This is a genomic window from Chryseobacterium ginsenosidimutans, assembly GCF_039536845.1.
GTDB lineage: Bacteria > Bacteroidota > Bacteroidia > Flavobacteriales > Weeksellaceae > Chryseobacterium > Chryseobacterium ginsenosidimutans_B.
The window spans coordinates 439,893-463,453 of sequence record NZ_BAAAZJ010000003.1 but is presented as its reverse complement, the minus strand read 5'-3'; the positions used below and the strand labels follow the sequence as shown (position 1 = coordinate 463,453).

The following is a 23,561-nucleotide window of genomic DNA, read 5'->3' as shown; positions in this document are numbered from 1 at the left end:
AACATTACAAACATAAATAAAAACTTTCACATATAGCGAACGTTCGCTAAAATTATTTAAAAAATTATTATGCGAAAAATCGCTTCTAAATATTATATTTGAATTATGAATTCGGATAGTGACTTTATCAAAACGGTTTTCGGACTAAAACTGAAACAACAAAGACAAAAGAAAAACTGGTCTCTGCAGGATCTTGCTGTAAAGACAGGTTTGTCAAAATCTTATCTCAACGAAATTGAAAATGGCAAAAAATATCCGAAACATGATAAAATAATCCAGCTTTCAGAATCTTTGAATTGCACTTTTGATGATCTCGTTTCTACAAAACTGGACAAAAGTTTAACTCCTTTTAATGAAATTCTGCAATCGGATTTTTTTAAAGAAGTTCCATTGGATCTTTTCGGAATTAATAAAAATAATCTTATCAGCATCATTAGTGATGCACCGAAAAAAGTGACCGCTTTTATCAATGCCCTGATTGAAATTTCGCAGAATTATAATTTGGGAAAAGAACGGTTTTATTTTGCCGTTTTACGGTCTTTTCAGGAATTGTACGATAATTATTTCCCGGAAATAGAAGAAAAGGTTGTTCAGTTTGCACAGGAAAATCAGTTGGAAATCAGTAAAAATTTAAAGGCTGAAGTTTTAGAAAACATTTTAATTGAAAAGTTTAATTACAGCATTCAATCTGACAATTTTGAAACGTATGGAGCTCTGGATAATCTCCGTTCGCTTTTTATTCCTGAGAAAAAATTATTGCTTTTAAATGATAAATTAGAACAGGATCAAAAGACTTTTATTTTTGCTAAAGAAATCGGTTTTAATGTTTTGGAATTAAAGAACCGTCCCAATACTTATTCGTGGTTAGATTTTGGAAGTTTTGAAGAAATTCTCAATAATTTCTATGCCTCTTATTTTGCCGGAGCTTTATTAATCCCAAAAGAAAAAACAATTGAAAAAACTTCAGAATTTTTCCTTCAGAATGATTGGAAACCTGATAGTTTTGAAAATTTAATTGGAAATTTCACCAACTCGCCTGAAACTTTTTACTATCGACTGACCAATATTCTTTCTTCTGAATTAGGAATTAAAGATTTGTTTTATTTATGTCTGGTTAAAAAGAAAAACTCTGATAAAATACAGATTTTAAAAGAATTACACCTCAATCATCAACAAGCTCCACATGCGAATGCAACGAACGAACATTATTGCAGAAGATGGATTGCTGTGAAAAATCTGGCACAATTAAAAGAAAATGAAACGTTAACAGATGCTCAAATTTCTCATTACAAAGACCAAGGTGTAAGTTATCTGGTGATTTCAACTTCACAAAAAAATCCGTTTTCTGATGGAAGTAACAGAAGCTATTGCTTAGGAATTTTGCTAAATTCACAGACGATTAAGAAAATCAATTTCATTAAATCTCCGACACTGAAAACGATAAATGTTGGTGTAACTTGTGAATCCTGCAGTATTGCAGATTGTGAAGTAAGACAATCGCCTCCGATTCGTCTGGAGAAAGAGCATTTTAATTCCAGTATGAAGAATGCGATTGAAAGGATCAGGAAAAATATTTTGTAGTTTTCGGATTTAAAAAATTTACATTTCTATCTTTATATTTTCCATCAATTATATTATCTTAGTCAGACAATACACACAAATGATATTAGACATTTTCTTCCCGAATCGTTGCCTCGGCTGCAACCGGATTATTGACAGCTATTTACTGGTTTGTAATCTTTGTTTTGAGCAAATTCATTTTACACATTACAATTATTTTAATGATAACTTCATAAAAGAGAAATGCAAGCTGCTGTTTCCAGTTCAGAATACCTATGCTTTGATGCAGTTTTCACAAGAAAATTTAAGCAGGAAAATTATTCACGATTTAAAATATAAAAGCAGAGAAAAAATAGGAAAAACTCTTGCAGATTGGACGACTGAACGATTGGATTTTAAAAATGAAAAACCTGATTTATTCGTGTCTGTTCCGTTGCATTCGAAAAAATTGAAGGAAAGAGGTTACAATCAATTGCACCTATTCACAGAAACTTTATCTGAGTTTTACAAAACCCCTTTTGATCATGAATTAATTAAAAGAAATCATTATTCAAAAGCTCAGGCTTTGAAAGATAAACAACACCGTTTAGAAACGAAAAATACATTTTCTCTCACTAAAAATATTTCCGGGAAACATATTTTGTTGATAGATGATGTTTTCACGACCGGAAATACACTTGCTTCGATTGCCTGGGAAATTCTTAAAACCGGAGATAATAAAGTGAGTGTTTTGATAATGGCGATTGACGTTTAAAATGTTAAGTTATAAATGATGAGTTATGAATTTGCATAGCAAAAATTTTTACCTAACAATTTGGTTCTTCTGATCTCATTTCTTTTTCTTAATTTCCCATTCAAACTGATCATTATGAAAAATCTGATTTTATTACACGGAGCTTTAGGTCACAGTGATATTTTTAACCCTTTAAAAAAAGAACTTTCAAAATATTTTACCATTCATACTCCTTTGTTTTCAGGACATGGAACTGTTGAAATTCCGCAAAATGGAATTACCATTGAACAATACACACAGGAATTAAAAGAATTTATTGAGAAAGAAAATTTAAATAATGTCCATATTTTCGGACACAGCATGGGTGGTTATGTTGCACTTTGTTATGCCAATCAACATTCTGAAATTGTAAATTCGATTATGACTTTAGGAACAAAATTCGATTGGACGGAAGAACAGGCAGTGAAAGAAAGTAAGATGCTAAATCCTGATGTCATTGCGGACAAAGTTCCGAAATATGCAGAATCGCTAGAATCTCAACATGGCTCAAAATGGAAACAATTGTTACCCGCGATTGCAGAAATGATGATTTCTCTGGGTAAAAATCCTCCTTTGAAGGATAATTTAGCAACAATTAATATCCCTGTTCAAATTATGACCGGTGATAAAGACAATATGGTGACTCTTGAAGAAAGTATTGAGGTTTACAGAAATCTTCCAAACGGAAAATTGGTCGTACTTCCCGACACAAAGCACCCGATGGATAAAGTACGACCAAATTTATTATTAGATTTAATGAAAGATTTTTGGAATCTCTCTTAAAATTTATCTCTGAAGTTTTTCTCCGTAGCTCAAATCTCCTGCATCCCCCAATCCTGGAGTGATGTAACCTTTTGATGTCAGTTGCTCATCAATTGCTCCAACCCAGATTTTTGCATTTGGATATGTGTTTCCGATGGTTTCAACACCTTGTTTTGATGCGATGGCTGCTACAATATGAAGCTGGCTGGGATTTCCGTTGGTTAATAAATCTTTTATGGCTTCAATTAAGGATGCACCGGTTGCCAACATTGGATCTGCAACAATTAAAGGTCTGCCATCGATGTCCGGACAAGTTAAATAATCCTGTTTAATAGAAAAATAATCGTTTGCATCATGTTTTCTGTATGCTGCGACGAAACCACAATCTGCTTTGTCAAAATAATTTAAAATTCCCTGAAACAAAGGAACTCCTGCTCTTAAAATTGTTGTAATAACAGGCTGAACAGCAATTTCCTTAACTTTAATTACATCTAAAGGAGTCTGGATTTCAATTTCTTTCTCTTCTAAACTTTTACTGATCTCAAAAGCTGCAACCTCCCCGATTCTTTCCATATTTCTACGGAATCTCATACGGTCTTGCTGGATTTCAACGTTTCGAAGTTCATTGATCCAAGAGTTAACTAAAGAAAACTGATCTGATAAAACGACTGTGTTCATTATTGTGAAATAATTTTTTTCTAATTTATAAAATTTAATTAAGAATAAAATCCCTCTTAGAAAAATCTAAAAGGGATCGTAATTTATTTTTGTCTGAAATAGACTTCAATTGGAACTCCGGTAAACCCGAATTCTTTTCTCAATTGGTTTTCGGTAAATCTCTTGTAAGGCTCTTTTACATATTGCGGTAAGTTACAGAAGAATACAAACTGCGGAGACGGCGTTGGAAGCTGTACACAATATTTGATTTTAATGAATTTACCTTTATTTGCAGGTGGCGGTGTTCTTTCAAAGATAGGGAGCATAATTTCGTTTAGCTTCGAAGTCTTAATTTTCTTCTTACGATCTTCGTAAACTGCCATTGCTATTTCAACAGCTTTCAGAATTCTCTGTTTCGTTAAAGCTGATACGAATAAAATCGGAATATCGCTGAACTGACCGATTTTATCTCTGATTGATTTTTCAAAATCTCTGATGGTATTGGTTTGCTTATCTTCAATAAGATCCCATTTGTTCACAACAATTACGATACCTTTTCTGTTTTTCTGAGCCAATCCGAAGATATTCATATCCTGAGATTCCCATCCTAAAGTAGCATCAACCATAATGATTACTACATCAGAATATTCGATAGAACGGATAGAACGCATTACAGAATAGAATTCCAAATCTTCATTTACTTTAGATTTTCTTCTCATTCCGGCAGTATCCACCAATACAAACTCATGTCCGAATTTGTTATAAAGCGTTTGAATACTGTCTCTTGTCGTTCCGGCAACATCTGTTACAATATTTCTGTCTGCATCAAGCAAAGCATTCGTTAATGTAGATTTTCCCACATTCGGACGACCTGCAATCGTAATTTTAGGAAGACCTTCAAATGGATCTTTATAATCTGTAGTAGGGAAATCTCTAACAATATCATCTAAAATTTCTCCAGTCCCAGAACCAGTAGCTGAAGATAAAGTGTAATATTTTTCAATTCCTAACTGATAAAATTCTGTTGCATCTACTTCTTCTTTCGCAGAATCTACCTTATTAATAACAATATATACAGGTTTATTTGATCTTCTCAACATCTCGTGGATCTCATAATCTGTATCCGTAAGACCTTCTTCCACGTTCAGCATGAAGATGATAGATGTAGCTTCATCAATAGCTAATTGTACCTGCTTAGAAATTTCTTCCTGAAAAACATCGTCATTATTTACCTCATAACCTCCTGTGTCGATAACAGTGAAGTCTACTCCGTTCCAGTCAGATTTTCCGTAGTGACGGTCTCTTGTAACACCGGCAGTAGAATCTACGATAGCTTCTCTTCTTTCCAGTAAACGATTAAAAAGTGTGGATTTTCCTACGTTGGGGCGCCCAACGATTGCGACAATATTCGACATAAAAATGTTTAATAATTTGATTATTAATGGGTTTCTCCAACTCTTGGAGCCCAATTTTTTGCAAAGATAGGGTTTTTATTTGACTTAATTATTTTAACAAAGAAAGCTTAAAACGTAAAATAAGCTATGGACAGATCTAGTATCACTCAAATTTCATTAAAAATAATTCTTTGACTATCAATAAATAAAGAACCCAGAAGCGTTTTTAATGAACAAATCTTTAATTTTGATTTTTATATTTAAAATATATTTTATAGATTTGCATCACCAAAAAATAGACCTATAGTGTAACGGTAACACTCCGGTTTTTGGTACCGTCATTCGGGGTTCGAATCCCTGTGGGTCTACATCAAAATAAAAGCAATCAACTGATTATCAGAAGATTGCTTTTTTATTTTAACCCTTTTCATTAGATTGGTCAAGGTTAAGGTCAAGGTCAATTTTAAATATTCATCTCTAGTAATCATTATAAAGAGGGGTTAATCGTAAAATTAAAGTTTAAAATATTTTTAATCACAGACCGCCACAAACAAAAACTGTCATAAAACCAGCCATAAAGTTTACACTAGAATAAACCAGTAAATAAAAGAGTAAGTGGAAAATAAAAACAGATCCACAAAAATCAAATAGAACAAAACTACTTTTGAGAAAAGGCTTGACAGTTGGCAGGGGCATAGAAAAAAAACATTTATCGACCTACGGGGGTAAGTAGATAGTACCTTTTGTCCGTACACTCCAAATATTTTTTGGTGCTAAATTGTTATAAATTCTACTATAAAGGATTGTTGGATTTTTTAGAAAAGTTCGGTGGGGGTTGGTTTATGGATAAAGATTTACCGTTGTGTTTTTGTGCAGACATTTTTTTATTTAGCCATCAAACATCTATAAGACTAGGCTTTATTAGAATTAATTAAAGATATTAAACTTACTTATTATAAATTTTCATCTATTTTAGTTTTCCACCATTGTTTTAATTCAATTATTTTAGGTTCTCCAATATTTATTAAACCTTTTCCTGAATCCAATTTCTTGATTTCAGATTCAAGTTTATATTTACTATTCGGTGTTCCTACAAAGTTACTTATTGCTTTGTAATCTTTGTTTTGCACATTCAGGCAGATTGGTAATTTAACTTGTGATGCAAAATCAAAATCTTTTGTTTTGTAATCTTCAACACCTTGCGAAAGCATTACCACAATAACTCCCTTAGACCTTAAAAGTCTCAATAAATCTTCGAGTGCTTTTCTAGCATTTTTGTTTTTTAAATAAATATGGGCTTCATCTATTACAATTACATATCGAACAGGAAAAATATAATCTTTAGGCTCACAGTCATTTGTAGAGCTGAAGTACGAATTAAAATATCTTAATAAAAGGAATACGACCAACTGTCTTAATGTATCAGAAAGAGCTGGAGGTAAATTCAAATATAAGCTTTGGCTTAAAACATCTGAATTATTTGGATCACAATTAAAAATATTTGTAGATAAGTCTCTTACTACAGAATATAAAGTATCTTGTCTAATTCCATTTTCTTCGTAATAATTTTCTAAATCTTCAAATAATTCTGTAATTGTTGGATATATACCATTTTTCCTATCTAGTAAATCATTAATTAATGTTATTAAAATATTTTCTTGAGCAATTCCCATTCTTGGTACAAATGTAGAAATTGTATCTACAAATGCTCGTATGCTAAAAGGTCTTTGTCTCTCATCTAAATTAATAGATAAAAAAGGATTAAAATCAACACCTCCATCATTTACTATATCTACAAATTTTGCATTAGTAGCTTTTAAAAATGGCTTTAACTGCTCTGGATTCCCTTCGCCTTTATAATCAAAGAATATAAATTTCAATTCATTCTTAGAGTTTTTAGAAATTTGATAAAGAATATCTTTTATAAGTTGAGTTTTTCCAGAGCCTGCCATTCCTGCAATTGCAATGTTTCTGTTATCAAACTCTCGTAAATCGTTTATATTAATGATAACTGATTCATTGTTTTCTGATTTCCCGATCTCAAAAGAAAGTAATTCTTGGAATTCTTTAACATCAGATCTTTTTTTATTCAAAGCGACATGAGTTATATTAGATCTTAAGTTCAATCCTTTTTTAAGTGACTTTAGTAAAACATCTATGTGATTTCCCTTAGAAATGTCTCCGTTTTCCAAATCGTCATTCCAGGTTTTCAAACCGTGATTCAAATGGAGTTTAAATAATTTTATAAATTCATCTTCAAAAGTATTTCTATTATAATGTTGATCTAATATTGATTTGAAAATAACCACATTGGAAGTATCATTTATTATAGTACCAAAAAGAGCTTTATCATCTCTAAATTCCTTACCATCAGATTTTGGAATAATTTCATTTTCTAAATTAAAATGTTTTCCTGTCTGTAAACTTAAAGCAAAAGCAATACGAGGAGCGATTCCTTCATTTTTAAAAGTATATAATTTTTTAAGATTATATAGTATTTCATCATTTTCTTTACTTAATGTTATTCTCATAATTATGGAAATAGCCGTTTTTTAAATTAGTGTTTATACCATCATTAACCAACAAATAGGACTTTGCAATATTTTCTGAAATATCTTTAAATCTTTTAGGTGTAATCTCACTATTAGTTGAGAAAAGGACAACCTGTTCGGATAAAGTAGGATAATATTTTTTAGTAATAGCATCTCTATGTTCTTCGTCAAGTCTTCCTAAAGGTGTGTCGATGAAAATTGGTAAGGTTTGTATAGATTCATTCAAGATGGCTTTTATTAAACAAGAAATATAAATCTGTTTTTCTCCTGATGATAAACTTTCTTTTCTAATTTCATTATCATCTTGATCAAGCAATGTAATTTTCATTCCTTGTCCAGAAGCTAAAATTGTAACCTTGACATCTTCAATAAATTTACTATTATTTTCTTCACTTGCAAGTTTATGCATCAAGGCTTTTAATTCGTTAAGAATTGTTTTTTCTAAGCTATCCTTATGTTTACTCTTTTGTTCTTCTAAAAAAGTATTAAGTGTATCAATATATTTTTCTGCTTCTTTAATCTTTAATTTGTTTTGAGCATTAATATCAACCTTATTTCTCAGACCAACAAGTTCTTGATTAAAACGAGTTATATCCTTCCTTAATTTATTTATTTGTTGATTGTTTTCCCCAATTTTTCGATTATTCATAGTGATACTATATTCTGTTGTCTCTTTTTCTGCAAAATATTCTAAAATAATATCATCTTCTAAATCACCATCTGCCTGATTTAATATTTTTATTAATTCAGACATTCTCATAGTAGTAATATTTAATTCTTCTGCTGCACTTTGAAATGAATCGCTTGATTGAGAGTTTACAAAATTAATGGCGTTAGAAATTAAATTCTTTTCCGCATTATTTAAATCATGTTCAAACTCTACTTCTTGATGCTTATCCCCAGAAATATAAAGTTCACTCCCTAAACGCTTTGCTTTTTCATAATAGAAACTTTTATCTTTGAAAGACATGGTTGAATTGTCAGGTTCAGGTGGTTTGTTAAAAAGTAGTTCAATAAAATTCTCAATTTTTTCTGCATTTTCTTTCCATACTTTTTGAGAAATATCATTACTTTCTTGAGTTGAAATATGTTCTTTAACCTCTTCAAGCTTTCCAGCTAAAATAGTTAATGGCAAAATCTCATTTAATTCACTAAACTTTTCAGTAAGTTCTAATTCTTTTATCTTTAACTCTTGTATCTCGGAAATTACTTTCTCCCTATCGAAATTTGAATTTATTTGCTTGCTATTTTGAGAAATTAAACTATCGAAATGTCTAATTTGTTTTTTTAATTCATCAATTTCTTTAAGTTTCTCAGCATTCTCCTCTTCTGATTTTTCTATTTCTAAGTTTGATAATTCAATAGCTTTTTCTTTATCAATAATTAGCTCTTGAAGATTTTTATTTGCTCCTTCTTTTTTTAAGGTATTTATATAAAATTCAAAATCATCAATTAAAGCTTCATAAGTATCTAATCCTAATATTTTACCAAGTGCATCATTTATAAAACTTCCTTCTTCTTTAATAGATAGATTGGCAATATCAGCAATTTTTTCAGCATCAAAAAACACAAACTTAGCTGCATCTATAGGTATAATGTAGTCATTGATGAAATTAAACTTATCCTCATCATCATCGAATATATCCAAACCTGATATTGAATCGACAATTGATAATTTCTCTTCTGTATTTGCTGTATTTCGGGATCTGGTTATTATTATTTTATCCGTAGTAGAAGATAACTTAGTTATTTCAGGCAATTCAATTTCATCAACAAGAATACTAACCGAAAAAGTATCAATTCCCTCTTTTTGTGCAGACCAATTTATTGACTGCTGCATAAATGAAGAATAATTTTTTTCTTTTTGAATTTCTTTTTTGAAATTGTCATCTATTTGAGAAATTTTCTCCCCATACAAGCACCAAACAATTGAAAGCAGAAAATTAGTTTTACCATACCCGTTCTTACCACCAATAACTACAATGTTATGTTCTTCATTAGTAGATAAATCAAAATCAATAGTATTGTAATATTGTCGAAAATTGCTGATTTTTATATTAGAAAATTTCATTTTATTCCTTTTTCAATTGTATCAACAATTTTTTGTTGATGATAGTTAACTCGTTTTAATTTTTTAGCTTTCACAGAGTCTAGCAAAGATTCTAAGGATTTATAATCAATTCCTTTATTTATACAAATCTCTTTAAGTCGTTCGTTTTGATATATTTTGGTTTCTTTTATTTTCATAAATTTTGGTCATTTAATATTTTACTTACCTTTAAAAAACAATTATTCTCATAATTGTCAAGTTCATTATTACTATACATCTTTCGTTGTTTGTAAAAGAAATGGTAAAGTTTTTCTTCTCCCTCTATATTAATGCTGGGTAATCTGTGTTCACTTATAATGAAATTAAATAGTTCATCATATTTTTCAATTGAGTTTAAACGTCTTCTTCCATTTGTTGGTGGAAATTTATCAAAAATTTCAATAATTAGTTTTTCTTTTTGTTCATCTAATTCTTTAAATTTGATCTTTCTTTTTTGCACATTAAGCCATCTATAAAGCTTATTTTCCTCTTCCGAAAAATCATTATTAGAAAATGGTAATCTTTTTTCGATAGAAAGAAATTCATTTAAATCTTCGAATCGATCTTCCCAAGAGTTACGTTCATTAATATCAGAAGCATCCAAGACTTCAAACTCTTTTTCATACGTTTTAGTATTTATTCCAATATGAGAGTTTTTAAAAAAAATGAAAGTTTTAGATTCGTCAATTCTTAAGTTATAATAAATACTTTTATCATTTGACTTTGGTCTATATTTTAGTACATATTCTGTGATGCTTGAAATATGTTTTGGCTCATTAAATTTTTCAAGAAATTCAATAGCAATACTTCTAATTGTTCCACCTTTAAAATCTTCTAATTCTTTTTCCCATTTTTTTAAACCAAATATACTATCTCTACCAACTGGAACAAATCCATCCTTTCTTTTCATTGAAGCACGAACTTTGTTTTGGTCCGTATCATAATTGGGGTATAATTCTATAATTTTTTTTAAAATCTCCTCAACTTTTGATGGTTGACCTAGATTTTCAAGAGCCTCATAAGCATATTGATAGGATTGTTTGATGGTATTTTTTTTAAATACAATATTATCGTCTAAATCAAGATACAATTCAAATTCATCTCTTATTATTTTTTCAGCTACAGGAAAAGCCGAATCAATTGTTTCCATTTCAATTTTTGTAATAAATCTTGATAAATAGCTTTTAAAATTGAAAGAATAAGTTTCTTCAATCCGCTCATTTATTCTTTCTTCTATATCATTTACAAACAAACTGAAATCCAAGTTACCAATAATGTTTGTACGAATTAAATATATGTTATTCCAATTATGTCTGTTTCGAGAAGTAAAAAATCGAGATAATAGTACATCTTCAACATTTCCAAGCAAAGAAAAATCGTTATTCAAATAAACAGACAATACGAAAGAAATGAATTCTTTTGAAAAATTAGTATCATTCACATCATTTACACTAATCATTATATCGTCTGTTATTTCAATTTGCTTCGTAGAAATATCTAATCCATAGTTTTGAAATAAGTTATCATTAAAGTTTTTAATAAACAATAATTTTTCATAAAAGCTTTCCAAAGCATCTTTTCTTATCTGCCTAACTCTTTCTCTTGTCAAATCCATCTCTAGTGCAATTTCATCAAGAGTTAATACTTTTTCATTTCGATAAATTTTTAATCCTTTTTTTATTATTACAGTATAGTTTTCATTAAAAAAAGCATTTTTATTTAGCAAAAAATCAATAATCTGAAAAATATTTTCTGATTCTAATATTTTTACTGGAATTTTTGATATTAGAAATGTCTTCTGTATTAAATATTCATTTTTTAAAGTTATCAATTGCTTTTCATCATTTAATTGACTCACTTCTAATATAAAATCTTTTACAATTGAAATATAAACATCTAACTCGGGAATACATTTTGCTCCAATATTATCAATATCTCTTATTTTAAAGTTTTGAGATACTAAAAGTTTTTCAGCGAAGTTTTTTACTTTGAAATTTCCATCTACAAACTTAGCAATGCCATTTCGGCTTCTTACGGATAAACTGTCTGAATTAATTACAATAAAACTATTAATAACTTCTCTTTGTGTTCTTGTTAAACTTGAAATTATTTCTTCTAAAGACCTTCCCTGCATTGCATCATTTGCAATATTTTCCGAAACAATTGTCTGATATTTTTTACAAACTTCAATCAATTCTTCACTGGATCTCCTTCCGCAATTTCTAAGTTTTTCGAACGAGCCACGAGTTAAATAGTACTGCATTAACTTTCCAATAGAATCTAATCCATTATATTTACAAATATTGTAAGAACGTATACTTATGTCTTCTTTTTCGTAAATTTCATCTATTGTCATTTATGCAGAATTATTATTAAGTTTTCATTTGTCAAGTTAAAAAAAAATTAGGAGTTTGAATTACGGTTTCCCTCATTTTGTTTACAAAGCGATTTTACTTATCATATATCTACATATATTAAATTTACTTTTCCTATTAAAAAATATTATCAAGTATATTTTTTTTAAATACAATACAAAATTATCTATTTCCTAATGGGGTTATATAATAAGTATAGTTTTCTTCCGATTTTTTTTGAAAGAATTCAACATATTTTAAATCTTGATGAATAAATATCCTGCCCCATTCTGATGAATATTCATATCCTGCCTTATTTTTATTATAAATCTTATCTTTTAAATCTCTGTATGAAAGTTCCCCATTGGCTTTTTTAAATAAAATTTTATCTTCATTAATCAAAATATAAGAATTAGTCAGTATGGTTTCATCTTTTATCCTTTTGTTATTACTGTCAAAAATAGCAATATTATAGACTGGAAGTGTTCTGCCATAATTAGCTGTTATTTTATTATCATAATCATTTAAAGAATTACTTTGATAACTATCATTAGAACTGGAAGCAGTAACATTTCTAATAATTTTATTTAAACTTTCACGTAGATAGTTCAAAACTCTATTCGTTTCACTTAAACTACTATAATTATAAGCCCTAGTATTAACAATTCGCAATGACTCATTTTGAAACTTACTAACAATTTTTGTTTTTTCTTCATCAGTCAAATCTAAATCATAAACTGATTGAACCATTGCTGAAACCTGTTGTTGCAGATATGAAGTATTGTTATTATAACGATTTTGCAAGGTTGATGCTGCATTACCTAAAGATGATATATCTGGTTGTACTGGATCCCGATATTGCGTTGAGTTTCTCTGTGAGGTTTCGTAATATTCCCATTGCCTCGTCATTGTATTATAAAGCTCATAACCTGTCATATTTCCCCGTGCGTCAAAGTATTCATATCTCCGATTCATTGAGTTATATTTTTTTGTTGCAGATTGAGAAAAACAAAAAATTCCAAATAATAGAAATGCTGAAAAGATAATTTTTTTCATAAGTGAATATTTTACTCACTCAGTCCCTAAAGTGAAAAGGTTTAGTTTATAAATGCAGAAACGCAGGACTAAACCATATTAACTACCGAGGTACTGGTATACCCATACAGACTAATAGGAAAGCCCTGCGCATAGCAGGACGTTTCACTATTTACTTTTGTCTGTATTAAAAATTACCAGTTTTCGGCAGAACAAATAAACAGCTTACGCTTCTTTTTCGATAAAATTTGAATCACAAAGATATAAAAATTTGCAATCCGTATTTTACCATCAAAAATTATTCCTAAGCTTATCACAATAAAAATTTCCTTCAGGATAAATCCTCTTTAATATATACTTCGGTTTTGTCCTTTTTTACCCCTTCCAAACATCAACATTTAAAACTATCTTCACCCATTCCTGCACAGAATACCTATCCCTCAATCAAAAAGTTAAATTTATGAATGAGCGAATCCCTTAATTCTTGTTTTATGGTATCTAATCTATACTTTTCTAACAGTTTGTTGTATGAGTCCCTTATGTCATAATAGTAGGTAGAGGATTGATTGTTTTTTATTTTGCGCCAATATGAGGGACTTTTACCTATTTCAATGAATGTTTTTTCTTTTTGCGGCACTTTTTCAGCAGTATGACTGTCAATAATGTTTATTTCATCAAATACCTTTAAAAGGAGCTTAAACAACTTCATAAGACAGTTTTTGTTATAAATATCCTTAACAATGAAAATACCACACCTATTTTTTAGCATTTTACTGTCAATTATCTTAATTTCAACCCTCATTAAATTGTAAGGAAGCCCAAACTGTAAGCCTTTGTCGTAAATTTTCACTAAATACTCACTTCTATTGTACTGTTTATAACAACCTTTTCCTTTGAAGGTATCATTTTGGCTAAATTCATCAAAATTAAACATGACAAAGTTGTTTTCTAATAGGGTTTTAGGACTTTGTGAGGTTTTAATATTCAATCCAAATTCCAAATTGGTTATTTTGTAATCTTCAATATTTTCGTTGAGATCCTGTTGAAACTGTTCAAAAGCAATCAGAATATCAGAATAATAAAAATCCGTATAATTGTTGTTTCCTAAACTGTTTTTAATATTAAAAAATTTATGCACTGAATTTCTGATTATCCCCATTCTATCGGTAATCCTAACTTCTATATTTTCAAAATATCGTCTGCAAGGGTATTGCGGTTCTTTTGTGCAATAGTTCATTGAGCATATTGTATCACCAAAATTCTTTTTCAGGTTGGTTTCCAATGCTTCCTTAGTTTGGGTGTATATTTTAATAAAATCTATCATTTTTATTGCTTATTGTTAAAATTCGACATAGAATATCCCTCCTTAGTATATTACTATGGTCAAATATTGCTTTACGATTAAATTAAAGGGGTTTTAAGAGTGTTTTTAGTGTTTGATAGAGCAAACCATCAAACAAAACTGTCACCTGAAGAAACAACAAGAATGGAGCTCAATATCTTATTATTGAAAAGAATTAAATTCTGAATGACAGTGAATATAGAATAATGATGTTTTTATTCAGATTTTCTATTACTGATAAACTGTTCAACATCACTTTTTTTGTACCTAATACTTCTACCAAGTCGTACAGGGTTTAGCATTCCCTTATTTTCCCAATTCCACAGACTTACAGAGGAACAATTCAGAAAATTGCAAACCTGCTTTTTAGTCATAAGTTCGTCATTTTGGGATTTTTCAGTAAAATGAAGTTGGATTCTTTTTAATTCTTCCCTGATTCCTGATACAATAAGTTCAGATAAATATTCAGGACTTGCCTGAATTAAAATTGAATGTTCTTTAGTTGCCATAATATTTCTTTGTTTATTTATTATGGTGCTAAATTATAACCTGCACATACTATACTAAATCTTATACCGTATAACATCAGTATAATTTGATTTTACTCATTAATTGAGGTTAATTTTTCTATTTTGCCAGAGAAAAAAGTTGACAATTCTTTTTGTTGTGAGTGGAAATCTTCTGCAATGAGTTGCAGATATTTTAATTTTGAAATATCAAACAGATTTTTATCCGAGTTTACCTCTTTTATCGTTTGATTTAGATAGGGTTGAAGAGAAGATTTTGAAATTTTATAATCCTGAGAAATAATTTCTGCCAGTTCATTTATGGTATCATACCGCTTATTACCGTATATAGCTGTCATTTTCTCAAATGTGAGGGTTCCGTCTGCAAAAAGGAGTGCAATCCTATATACATTACTGTTTCGTAGCTTTTCTTTTTGTTTATCTGCTTTGTTGGCAAAGATTTGGGTCACATTCTCCTCAATCGGTTTAATATCATTGGGGAAAATAGTTTTAAAATACTGCTGAACATCAAATAAAAGGTATTCATTATACTTTAAAAGCCAATAACAAACAGCTTTTTGAACTTCCTGAGATAAGACATTGCCAAAATATATATGGCTTCTTAAAAAACTGCTAGATTCTTCTATATGTAAAAGCAAATCCTGATATATAATTTTACAGGCTGTTTCAGTTTTTGCATCAACTAATTGCAATTTAAGAGATTCAAGAAATTCAGGATGATATTTTTCAGTCATTTCATCCATAAATGAAGGCAAAGATTCCAAATCAAAACTTTCAGAAAATAAATCATAATCCGTAACAGCTATTTTATAATCGTAATCAGTTTTAGAATTTTTCAACTTTCCTATACTGTTTGGATCCCTTTGAATAATATAAACATTCTCTCCAAACTCCGTTATCAGATATAAACTACTGTCAATAGTCGAAATATCAAATACAACCTCTGGAGTATAGTATATAATTTTTCCATAATCTTTTATTATTTTATCTAATTGGAAAATATCCGTAACAATAAAGTCAATGTGGGTGAGATTTTTTAAAACTGGAGGTATCATAAATTCAAAAATACTATGAAATTTTGTGATTCAGTTCAATTATTTTTCCCATTTCTACTAAATCTCCCTTTTTATGATACTTTAAAATTTCCTGCATCTGATTTTTTAATTGCTCCAATTCTTTTTCTTTAAAATCAATATTTTTTATCTTTTCATTCCTTTTCTTGATATTATGACGTCTTACCTTTTCATGTTCTGCTGTTGGTCTGAAATACGTTTTAAAAGTAGATTCGTTGGAATGTCCTGTATAATCCCATATTTCCAATAATTCCCACCCCTCACAATAACGATTGGTACAAAAACTCCTACGGCTCGTATGAAAGTCTATTGTTTTGATAAAATCAATATCGGTAAATTTTATTCCTTTTCCTGATAAGGTTTCAATTCTCAAAACTTTTTCCTGAAAATAAGGTATTTCTTTTAACAGCTCTTTTAAGTATTCATTGGTTTTTTGGTTGGATATTGCCAACTGTCGAATATCATAATTATATTTTTCTAAAATTTCTTTGGTATAGCCATGAAATGAAAAGCTCAAATTTTTGTAATGGGTACTTGTACTCGTTTTTTGAGAAATCATATTGATTCTTTCTTCATCAATACTGATATGATCCGTTTGTAGTCTTGTAATATCACTAAATCGTAATGAAGTATGACAGGCTAAAACAAATAAATCCCTTATTCTTTCCAATCTTTTATTTTGGGTAAAATCAAACTCATACAATAAAGTAATTTCTTTTTCTGTTAAACTTGTGGAAACAGTAGGAGGAACTTTTATTTTAAATTCATCTAATAAATAAGCTCGTTTGTCTGTATATCCTTTTTCAAAAGCTCTTTTCAAAATCAAACTGATTCTTTTAATTCTGGTCTTAATAGTAGTCTGTTTCAGTTTCTTTACTTTTATAAGCCAGTTTTGAAAATTTAAACATATTTGTTCGTCAAATGTATCAATATCTAAAATCAATCCTTTTTCCTTTGCAAATTCCTTTAGTTCCCTATACGCAACCCTATAAGAGGAAGCATAACTTTTATGCAGGGTTTTAACAGATTCTCCCCTCTTTATAGCTTCTAAAGCATTGTTTTGTCTGGTTTCAATAATTTCTAAAACCTCCTGATAAATTTCTTCAAAATTTTTCTTTTGTTTTCTGATAGATTTTGTGCCACTCCCCTCGATTGCTGACTTAACAATACCTTTTAATTCCTCTTTTGTGGGGATTCTATTATATGTTTCATTAAAATTTTTATGAGACTGGATTACAGATAATTTAAACTTATTTAATTTATCGTTGTAATCTCTTCTATTCTTCCCTGCAATTACAGTGTTTTGATCTTTATTCCATTCTTTAACTGGAATTACTTTAATTCCTGTACTAAAACCGATATTATAATTTTTAAACAAATAACTACCTTTTAACAAAGTAGCTTCAAGGGAGTTTCTATCTTTTAAAAAATATCGCACTGTACCTAATTCACTGTTAAATTCTTCTTTCATTTTGAATGTAATTGTCAGTCATAAATAAGCAAAAATTAAACCAAAGGTCAAGGTACAGGTCAAGGTAAATATTTAATTTTGGTTAATTTTAATGAATCTTAATTAGCAACACTGAAATGAATATCAATCACTTATAATTAATAAAAATCATTCATTATTAATTAAAATTCACAGGTGATATAACCTGTGGGTCTACATAAAAAGCAATCTTCTGATTTCAGTTGATTGCTTTTTTATTTTATCATTATTTTTGTGAAATGAAAGTAAATGCCTAATAATAATCTTCAAACTACATCTATTTATTAACCAAACTATTCGATTTCAAATTATCAAGCAAAAAAAAGCAGATAACATTACTGCTATCTGCTACTTCTTAAGTAGAGAAAGATTAATCTTTCTTTAATTATGCTATACGAACGTTAACTGCGTTAACGCCTTTTGTCCCGTTCTGTAATTCAAATGTTACGACATCGTTTTCGCGAATACTGTCTACTAAACCTGAAGTATGTACGAAAACGTCTGGGCCACCATTTGATGGAGTGATAAAACCAAATCCTTTAGTTTCGTTAAAGAATTTTACTGTTCCTTGTTGCATTGTAATGTATTATAAAATTATTGTATTATTGATAAAATCTTTTTGAGTACAATAAATGATGTTATATTTTTTATAATCTTGAAATATTCAAGCTGAAAAAAGTACGGCATCTTTTATTGATAACAAAAATTAGCAGCTGAAAAAGCGAAGACTGAGATAAAAGAGTAAACTCAAAAGTTTCAGAAGAAGCGTCGGCAGAAGCCCTGATTGTTTTGCAAATGTACACATAATTTATTGAAAACAAGCACTTTTTATTTTTTTATTTATTTTCTTTACATTAAACCGCCATTAATTGGTTTTAACTGCTAATAAATTTCATATAAAAACTTATATATATCGAGATAAATTTAAAAGAATAAAAGAAACCACCTTTGTAAGATGGTTTACTTTTAATGATGTCTTAAAAAATTAAATATTTGAAATTAATATCTGGAAACAATCAACCATGCAGAACCTGTACTTTGTACTACAATTCCTCTTCCCATATCATTATTATTTAATCCATAATTAGAAAAATCACCTCCGTTAATTCTGAAAGTCCCGTTTACAGTAACATTTCCGGTAGTATCATTAATTAAATTATAGACTTTTCCTAAATTAGAAGTATTTGCTGCCGGAAGCGAAATATTTCCGGAAACAAGAATTGTGTAATCATCCGCCGAAACTGTTCCCGATGCTAAAGTTCTTATTTTTAAATTAAGAGAAGAAGCATCTTTCCATGATAAACTTGCACTTGCACCTGATCCATCGGTTACTAAAACCTGATTTGCTGAGCCATTAGTTCTGGGAAAATCATACGATCCCTGCACATTACCTGCAGAATCTGAAAAACTAAATGTGACACCTTTTGTTTTTTCAATGGTCATACTTGCAGATTCAGCACTTGTTTTGGCATGGCTTAGATACAAATTACTTGCACTTCCGTCATTATATCCCCAAATTGATGATGATACACTTTGATCGGTATTATTGGCAATCAGCGCAAAATTTCCTCCTGTAGAATTTGAAAAAGCGGCCATACTTCCACCTCCAAGTCCATTATTAGACTGTAAAGTACTCATTCCCGGATATACGGAAACCACACTGCTTTCTGTAGCAGAAATTAAATTTGTGTTATTAGAGGAATACATCAAATTGACAGGAATTCCAAAATCTGAAAAATTTGTTTCAAGGCCGTAATAATTTGTTCCGTCTGTATATTTTGTTTTGAAATCACCTGCAACGTCCAGTTGTTTTGTACTGACAGCTGATGAAGAAGTTGTACCAATCGCCACTTTTCCCTGCTGATAAATATCTTCTGTATTCTGAGTAGAAGCAGCGGATGTTCCCTGCACTTTCCATGGTTCCGATAAATTTCCGGATACAATTTTTATCCATTTATTTAAATCTCCATTAAAGTAATAATATCCTGAAGACGTAACGTCGACTGTCTGTCCCGATGGACTCGTATCAGCACTTGTAACATACACTAAAGCTCCTGTCTGAGAGGAAGTATAGTTTTTTAGTTTCAGTTGATCTCCCAAAATTCTGGGTGCAATAATACCATCAAATTTATTTGTATCGGAAGGTTTTCCCACTACATCGAAAGTAGCATTTGGAGTTTCAGTATTAACCCCAATTTGAGCATTAGCAAATACACCCATTAATAAAATGGGAAATAATAATTTTTTCATTTGTTTAAAATTGTTTTTTCAAACACAAAATTAGATTTTATTTAAACAAATCCTAATTTTTATCTTAAAAAATTAATAAATTCACACAAAAAAAAGGTGATCATACGACCACCTTTCAATTATTATGTTAAATATTTAAATTATGTTAAATTATTTCAAGTCGAACCTATCCGAATTCATAACTTTCACCCAAGCAGAAACAAAATCACTAATAAACTTTTCATGAGCATCAGAACTTGCATACACCTCAGCAATTGCTCTCAATTCAGAATTCGATCCGAAAACAAGATCCGCACGAGTTGCCGTCCATCTTTTTTCACCCGTCTTACGATCAACCCCCTCATACAATTCATTATCATTTGAAGCTACTTTCCATTGCGTATTCATATCTAAAAGATTTACAAAGAAATCATTGGTAAGAGTTTCAGGATTTCGCGTAAAGATTCCGTGAGAAGAACCGTCAAAATTTGTATTTAAAGATCTCATGCCTCCGATTAAAACCGTTAATTCCGGAGCGGTAAGATTTAATAGTTGTGCTTTATCTATTAATAAAGATTCTGTGGAAACCGAGAATTTTTTCTTCAGATAATTTCTAAAACCATCCGCTGCAGGCTCAAGATAACCCATTGCTTCTACATCAGTCTGCTCCTGTGAAGCATCCATCCTTCCCGGTGCAAAAGGAACGATTAAATTTTGTCCTGCATTTTTAGCCGCTTTTTCAATTCCGGCACTTCCGGCAAGAACAATTAAATCGGCAAGTGAAACTTTTTTGCCCGCTGTCTGATTTTCATTAAATTCTTTCTGAATATTTTCTAAAATGCCCAAAACCTTTTGAAGCTGGGACGGATTATTCACTGCCCAATATCTCTGAGGAGCCAAACGAATTCTTGCGCCATTTGCACCACCTCTTTTATCACTTCCTCTGAATGTAGAAGCCGAAGCCCAAGCTGTTGAAACCAATTCTGAAATGCTTAAACCTGAATCTAAAATTTTTGATTTTAATGCTTCAACATCAGAATTATTAATCAAAACATGATCAACCTCCGGAATAGGATCTTGCCAGAGTAGCTCTTCCGAAGGAACTTCCGAACCTAAATATCGAGCTTTCGGTCCCATATCTCGGTGCGTCAGCTTAAACCAGGCTCTTGCGAATGCATCTGCAAATTCTTCAGGATTTTCGTAAAATCTTCTTGAAATTTTTTCATAAACCGGATCAATTCTTAATGACAAATCCGTTGTAAGCATCGTCGGTCTATGTTTTTTATTAGGATCAAATGCGTCTGGAATAATTTCTTCTCCGCTTTTAGCAATCCATTGATGAGCTCCAGCTGGACTTTTTGTCAATTCCCATTCGTTTTCGAAAAGGTTTTTGAAGAAATAATTGCTCCACTGAGTAGGAGTTTCCGTCCAGGTAACTTCCAAACCACTCGAAATTGCGTCCGCTCCTTTCCCTGATTTATAAGAACTGTTCCATCCGAAACCCTGCGCTTCAATTCCTGCTGCTTCCGGTTCTTTTCCTACATGATCTGCAGGTCCTGCACCGTGGGTTTTCCCAAAAGTATGACCTCCTGCAATTAAAGCTACTGTTTCTTCATCATTCATCGCCATTCTTCCGAATGTATCACGAATGTCTTTTGCAGCTGCAATCGGATCCGGATTTCCATCAGGACCTTCGGGATTTACATAAATTAATCCCATTTGTACCGCTGCCAAAGGCTTTTCTAAATCTCTGGAATGATTAACTTCAGAATCATCATCACTTGGAAGAACGCCGTGACCTTCGACTCCTGGTGAACCATGAGCATAACGAAGATCTCCTCCTAACCATGTTTTCTCGGTTCCCCAATATACATCCTGATCCGGCTCCCAAACATCTTCACGCCCCCCCGCAAAACCAAAAGTTTTGAATCCCATTGATTCTAAAGCAATATTTCCTGTAAGAATCAGCAAATCTGCCCATGAAATATTTTTACCATATTTTTGTTTGATTGGCCACAGCAATCTCCTTGCTTTATCTAAGCTCACATTATCCGGCCAGCTGTTTAACGGTGCAAAACGCTGTTGTCCCGCTCCTGCTCCACCTCTCCCATCACCTACACGATATGTTCCTGCGCTGTGCCAAGCCATACGAATAAATAAAGGACCATAATGCCCAAAATCGGCAGGCCACCAATCCTGAGAATCAGTCATTAATGCGTGAAGATCTCTTTTTACGGCTTCAATATCCAGACTTTTAAATGCTTCTGCATAATTAAAATCTTTATCCATAGGGTTTGAAAGATTCGAATGCTGACGAAGAATATCTACCCTTAATTGTTCCGGCCACCAATCTAAATTTTTTGTTCCGCCGCCAGCAACGTTTTCTTTTTTCATTGTTCCGTTGTGGAATGGGCATTTACTGATGTCTCCTGAAGTATTTTCCATATCGTTTAATTTTTTATGTTGATTTTAAGTTAATTTCTAAGGCAAAGCAAACTTACAATTGTTATAATATAAATACAATCTATCAAAAATATTTTTACAATAGTTAAAAACAATAACCAATATTAAATCATTGATTTACTGGTAACATGAATATAAAACATATAATAATGCAATTAAGTTAGTAAAATTTTATATTAATTTGAATGAAAGTTAAAGCCCAACAAACATATTTAGAATAATTCAAGCTAACGTTAAGAGTTTCATAAATTTCAAACTTTTTAATTATCAAAAATTTAATTAACTTTATCTATTCACAAAACATGATATACAGGATATGAAAAAAGTATTAGTTGTAATTCTCGTCGCATTTATTATTATTCAGTTTTTCCCTATCGACAAAACGAATCCCGCTCCCACACCGGGAATGGACTTTTTAAAAATAAAAAATACACCTCCAGAAATTGCAAAAATCATTAATACTTCATGCTATGACTGTCATTCCAACGAGACAAAATATCCGTGGTATTCCAATTTTTCTCCAGCTTCATGGTTTATGAAAAATAACATCAATGAAGGAAGAAAACATCTGAATTTCTCTACCTTTGCAACATATGAACCCAAACAACAGGCTCATAAATTAGAAGAATGCATCGAAATGGTTGAAAAGAAAGAAATGCCTTTAGAATCTTATTTTGTGGGTCATCAGGATGCAAAACTTACGGATGAACAAAGAAAAATTTTAATCGATTATTTCAAAAAAGAAAAAGCAGAAACAGAACGTAAAATGGCATTCTAAATCTCAGAATCATGGAAGAGAATTGGCAAAATAAATATATTGTATTTTTCGATGGAGATTGTGGTGTATGCAATTTTTGGGTACAATGGATCTTGGAAAGAGATAAAAAAGACCAGTTTATGTTTGCATCTCTCCAGTCAGATTTTGGTCAAAAATTTTTATCTGAAAGAGGTTTGGACACGAAAATTTTCAACACACTGTATCTTTGGAAACCTCAACAATATTATTATATCAAATCAAGAGCTGTTCTACAAATCGCAAACTTACTCGGTGGAGTTTATAAACTTTCAGGGATCGGAAAAATTATCCCGAAATTTTTGAGTGACAGTGTTTATGATATGATCTCAAGAAACAGAATGAAACTGGCAAATCAGAAATGTTATTTGCCCACACCTCATCAACGAGCGAAATTTATTGAGGTTTAGAATAATAGCGAAAGATGCTTCGACTCCGATCGGCATGACATCGCTTCGATATACCGTTAA

19 protein-coding genes and 1 tRNA gene are annotated in these 23,561 nt (G+C 30.7%); 6 read left to right on the top strand and 14 right to left on the bottom strand.

Annotated elements, in window-relative coordinates:
• The first annotated feature begins 105 nt into the window (after nucleotides 1–105).
• From ABD745_RS02130 to ABD745_RS02120, 3 genes are all read left to right on the top strand, one after another.
• Complete coding sequence (locus ABD745_RS02130) at nucleotides 106–1,581, top strand: helix-turn-helix domain-containing protein (RefSeq protein ID WP_344824475.1); 1,476 nt, start codon at nucleotides 106–108, stop codon at nucleotides 1,579–1,581.
• Nucleotides 1,582–1,660: 79 nt separating this feature from the next.
• Nucleotides 1,661–2,314, top strand: a complete 654-nt coding sequence (locus tag ABD745_RS02125) for a ComF family protein (RefSeq protein ID WP_344824473.1) — start codon at nucleotides 1,661–1,663, stop codon at nucleotides 2,312–2,314.
• Between the two features lie 114 nt (nucleotides 2,315–2,428).
• Nucleotides 2,429–3,115 carry an alpha/beta fold hydrolase gene (locus ABD745_RS02120; RefSeq protein WP_344824470.1) on the top strand — a complete coding sequence of 229 codons (687 nt, stop codon included), beginning with the start codon at nucleotides 2,429–2,431 and terminating at the stop codon, nucleotides 3,113–3,115.
• 3 nt (nucleotides 3,116–3,118) lie between these two features.
• Here ABD745_RS02120 and upp read toward each other — a convergent pair whose 3' ends face one another.
• Together upp and der are read right to left on the bottom strand one after the other, a co-directional pair.
• Nucleotides 3,119–3,772, bottom strand: a complete 654-nt coding sequence (gene upp, locus ABD745_RS02115; protein WP_344824467.1) for a uracil phosphoribosyltransferase — start codon at nucleotides 3,770–3,772, stop codon at nucleotides 3,119–3,121.
• 83 nt (nucleotides 3,773–3,855) lie between these two features.
• The gene (gene der, locus ABD745_RS02110; protein WP_344824463.1) at nucleotides 3,856–5,166 is read right to left on the bottom strand and encodes a ribosome biogenesis GTPase Der; all 1,311 of its coding nucleotides are present in this window, start codon (nucleotides 5,164–5,166) and stop codon (nucleotides 3,856–3,858) included.
• 276 nt (nucleotides 5,167–5,442) lie between these two features.
• Between der and ABD745_RS02105 the strand changes: the two genes are divergently transcribed.
• A tRNA-Gln gene (locus ABD745_RS02105) sits at nucleotides 5,443–5,513 on the top strand.
• A 585-nt stretch (nucleotides 5,514–6,098) separates the two neighbouring features.
• On the opposite strand, the gene ABD745_RS02100 is transcribed toward ABD745_RS02105, so the two are convergent.
• The 12 genes from ABD745_RS02100 to katG all read right to left on the bottom strand — a co-directional run bounded on the left by ABD745_RS02100 (nucleotide 6,099) and on the right by katG (nucleotide 22,280).
• Nucleotides 6,099–7,676, bottom strand: a complete 1,578-nt coding sequence (locus tag ABD745_RS02100; RefSeq protein ID WP_344824460.1) for a DndE family protein — start codon at nucleotides 7,674–7,676, stop codon at nucleotides 6,099–6,101.
• The gene (gene dndD / locus ABD745_RS02095) at nucleotides 7,657–9,768 is read right to left on the bottom strand and encodes a DNA sulfur modification protein DndD (RefSeq protein ID WP_344824458.1); all 2,112 of its coding nucleotides are present in this window, start codon (nucleotides 9,766–9,768) and stop codon (nucleotides 7,657–7,659) included. Before dndD ends, ABD745_RS02100 begins: the two co-directional genes overlap by 20 nt.
• Complete coding sequence (locus ABD745_RS02090) at nucleotides 9,765–9,944, bottom strand: DNA modification system-associated small protein (protein ID WP_344824455.1); 180 nt, start codon at nucleotides 9,942–9,944, stop codon at nucleotides 9,765–9,767. Before ABD745_RS02090 ends, dndD begins: the two co-directional genes overlap by 4 nt.
• Nucleotides 9,941–12,142: a sigma factor-like helix-turn-helix DNA-binding protein gene (locus ABD745_RS02085; RefSeq protein WP_344824452.1), complete on the bottom strand. Its 2,202-nt coding sequence runs from the start codon at nucleotides 12,140–12,142 to the stop codon at nucleotides 9,941–9,943. Before ABD745_RS02085 ends, ABD745_RS02090 begins: the two co-directional genes overlap by 4 nt.
• 181 nt (nucleotides 12,143–12,323) lie before the next feature.
• A complete protein-coding gene (locus ABD745_RS02080; RefSeq protein ID WP_344824449.1) occupies nucleotides 12,324–13,196 on the bottom strand; it encodes a hypothetical protein in 873 nt (290 codons plus the stop codon).
• Nucleotides 13,197–13,608: 412 nt separating this feature from the next.
• Entirely contained in the window at nucleotides 13,609–14,499 is an 891-nt protein-coding gene (locus tag ABD745_RS02075; protein ID WP_344824446.1) for a hypothetical protein, read from the bottom strand.
• 233 nt (nucleotides 14,500–14,732) lie between these two features.
• Nucleotides 14,733–15,026 (bottom strand): helix-turn-helix transcriptional regulator, encoded by a 294-nt coding sequence (locus ABD745_RS02070; protein ID WP_344824443.1) that lies wholly within the window; start codon nucleotides 15,024–15,026, stop codon nucleotides 14,733–14,735.
• A 92-nt stretch (nucleotides 15,027–15,118) separates the two neighbouring features.
• Nucleotides 15,119–16,099: a hypothetical protein gene (locus tag ABD745_RS02065; protein WP_344824440.1), complete on the bottom strand. Its 981-nt coding sequence runs from the start codon at nucleotides 16,097–16,099 to the stop codon at nucleotides 15,119–15,121.
• Between the two features lie 13 nt (nucleotides 16,100–16,112).
• A complete protein-coding gene (locus tag ABD745_RS02060) occupies nucleotides 16,113–17,588 on the bottom strand; it encodes a tyrosine-type recombinase/integrase (protein ID WP_344824437.1) in 1,476 nt (491 codons plus the stop codon).
• Between the two features lie 403 nt (nucleotides 17,589–17,991).
• The gene (locus tag ABD745_RS02055) at nucleotides 17,992–18,183 is read right to left on the bottom strand and encodes a cold shock domain-containing protein (RefSeq protein ID WP_047399587.1); all 192 of its coding nucleotides are present in this window, start codon (nucleotides 18,181–18,183) and stop codon (nucleotides 17,992–17,994) included.
• A 422-nt stretch (nucleotides 18,184–18,605) separates the two neighbouring features.
• Nucleotides 18,606–19,856, bottom strand: a complete 1,251-nt coding sequence (locus ABD745_RS02050; protein WP_344824432.1) for a hypothetical protein — start codon at nucleotides 19,854–19,856, stop codon at nucleotides 18,606–18,608.
• Nucleotides 19,857–20,006: 150 nt separating this feature from the next.
• Nucleotides 20,007–22,280: a catalase/peroxidase HPI gene (gene katG / locus ABD745_RS02045; RefSeq protein ID WP_344824429.1), complete on the bottom strand. Its 2,274-nt coding sequence runs from the start codon at nucleotides 22,278–22,280 to the stop codon at nucleotides 20,007–20,009.
• 334 nt (nucleotides 22,281–22,614) lie between these two features.
• On the opposite strand from katG, the gene ABD745_RS02040 reads away from it, so the two are divergent.
• Together ABD745_RS02040 and ABD745_RS02035 are read left to right on the top strand one after the other, a co-directional pair.
• Nucleotides 22,615–23,076 carry a heme-binding domain-containing protein gene (locus tag ABD745_RS02040; RefSeq protein WP_344824426.1) on the top strand — a complete coding sequence of 154 codons (462 nt, stop codon included), beginning with the start codon at nucleotides 22,615–22,617 and terminating at the stop codon, nucleotides 23,074–23,076.
• 11 nt (nucleotides 23,077–23,087) lie between these two features.
• Nucleotides 23,088–23,501, top strand: a complete 414-nt coding sequence (locus ABD745_RS02035; RefSeq protein ID WP_344824423.1) for a thiol-disulfide oxidoreductase DCC family protein — start codon at nucleotides 23,088–23,090, stop codon at nucleotides 23,499–23,501.
• Nucleotides 23,502–23,561: the final 60 nt, after the last annotated feature.

What these genes read in the sequence shown, in the direction of transcription:
- ABD745_RS02060 (WP_344824437.1), bottom strand. Translation starts at nt 17,588, where the DNA reads ATGAAAGAAGAATTTAACAGTGAATTAGGTACAGTGCGATATTTTTTA.
- dndD (WP_344824458.1), bottom strand. Translation starts at nt 9,768, where the DNA reads ATGAAATTTTCTAATATAAAAATCAGCAATTTTCGACAATATTACAAT.
- ABD745_RS02085 (WP_344824452.1), bottom strand. Translation starts at nt 12,142, where the DNA reads ATGACAATAGATGAAATTTACGAAAAAGAAGACATAAGTATACGTTCT.
- ABD745_RS02035 (WP_344824423.1), top strand. Translation starts at nt 23,088, where the DNA reads ATGGAAGAGAATTGGCAAAATAAATATATTGTATTTTTCGATGGAGAT.
- ABD745_RS02090 (WP_344824455.1), bottom strand. Translation starts at nt 9,944, where the DNA reads ATGAAAATAAAAGAAACCAAAATATATCAAAACGAACGACTTAAAGAG.
- ABD745_RS02070 (WP_344824443.1), bottom strand. Translation starts at nt 15,026, where the DNA reads ATGGCAACTAAAGAACATTCAATTTTAATTCAGGCAAGTCCTGAATAT.
- der (WP_344824463.1), bottom strand. Translation starts at nt 5,166, where the DNA reads ATGTCGAATATTGTCGCAATCGTTGGGCGCCCCAACGTAGGAAAATCC.
- ABD745_RS02130 (WP_344824475.1), top strand. Translation starts at nt 106, where the DNA reads ATGAATTCGGATAGTGACTTTATCAAAACGGTTTTCGGACTAAAACTG.
- ABD745_RS02050 (WP_344824432.1), bottom strand. Translation starts at nt 19,856, where the DNA reads ATGAAAAAATTATTATTTCCCATTTTATTAATGGGTGTATTTGCTAAT.
- ABD745_RS02125 (WP_344824473.1), top strand. Translation starts at nt 1,661, where the DNA reads ATGATATTAGACATTTTCTTCCCGAATCGTTGCCTCGGCTGCAACCGG.
- ABD745_RS02055 (WP_047399587.1), bottom strand. Translation starts at nt 18,183, where the DNA reads ATGCAACAAGGAACAGTAAAATTCTTTAACGAAACTAAAGGATTTGGT.
- katG (WP_344824429.1), bottom strand. Translation starts at nt 22,280, where the DNA reads ATGGAAAATACTTCAGGAGACATCAGTAAATGCCCATTCCACAACGGA.
- ABD745_RS02100 (WP_344824460.1), bottom strand. Translation starts at nt 7,676, where the DNA reads ATGAGAATAACATTAAGTAAAGAAAATGATGAAATACTATATAATCTT.
- upp (WP_344824467.1), bottom strand. Translation starts at nt 3,772, where the DNA reads ATGAACACAGTCGTTTTATCAGATCAGTTTTCTTTAGTTAACTCTTGG.
- ABD745_RS02080 (WP_344824449.1), bottom strand. Translation starts at nt 13,196, where the DNA reads ATGAAAAAAATTATCTTTTCAGCATTTCTATTATTTGGAATTTTTTGT.
- ABD745_RS02120 (WP_344824470.1), top strand. Translation starts at nt 2,429, where the DNA reads ATGAAAAATCTGATTTTATTACACGGAGCTTTAGGTCACAGTGATATT.
- ABD745_RS02075 (WP_344824446.1), bottom strand. Translation starts at nt 14,499, where the DNA reads ATGATAGATTTTATTAAAATATACACCCAAACTAAGGAAGCATTGGAA.
- ABD745_RS02040 (WP_344824426.1), top strand. Translation starts at nt 22,615, where the DNA reads ATGAAAAAAGTATTAGTTGTAATTCTCGTCGCATTTATTATTATTCAG.
- ABD745_RS02065 (WP_344824440.1), bottom strand. Translation starts at nt 16,099, where the DNA reads ATGATACCTCCAGTTTTAAAAAATCTCACCCACATTGACTTTATTGTT.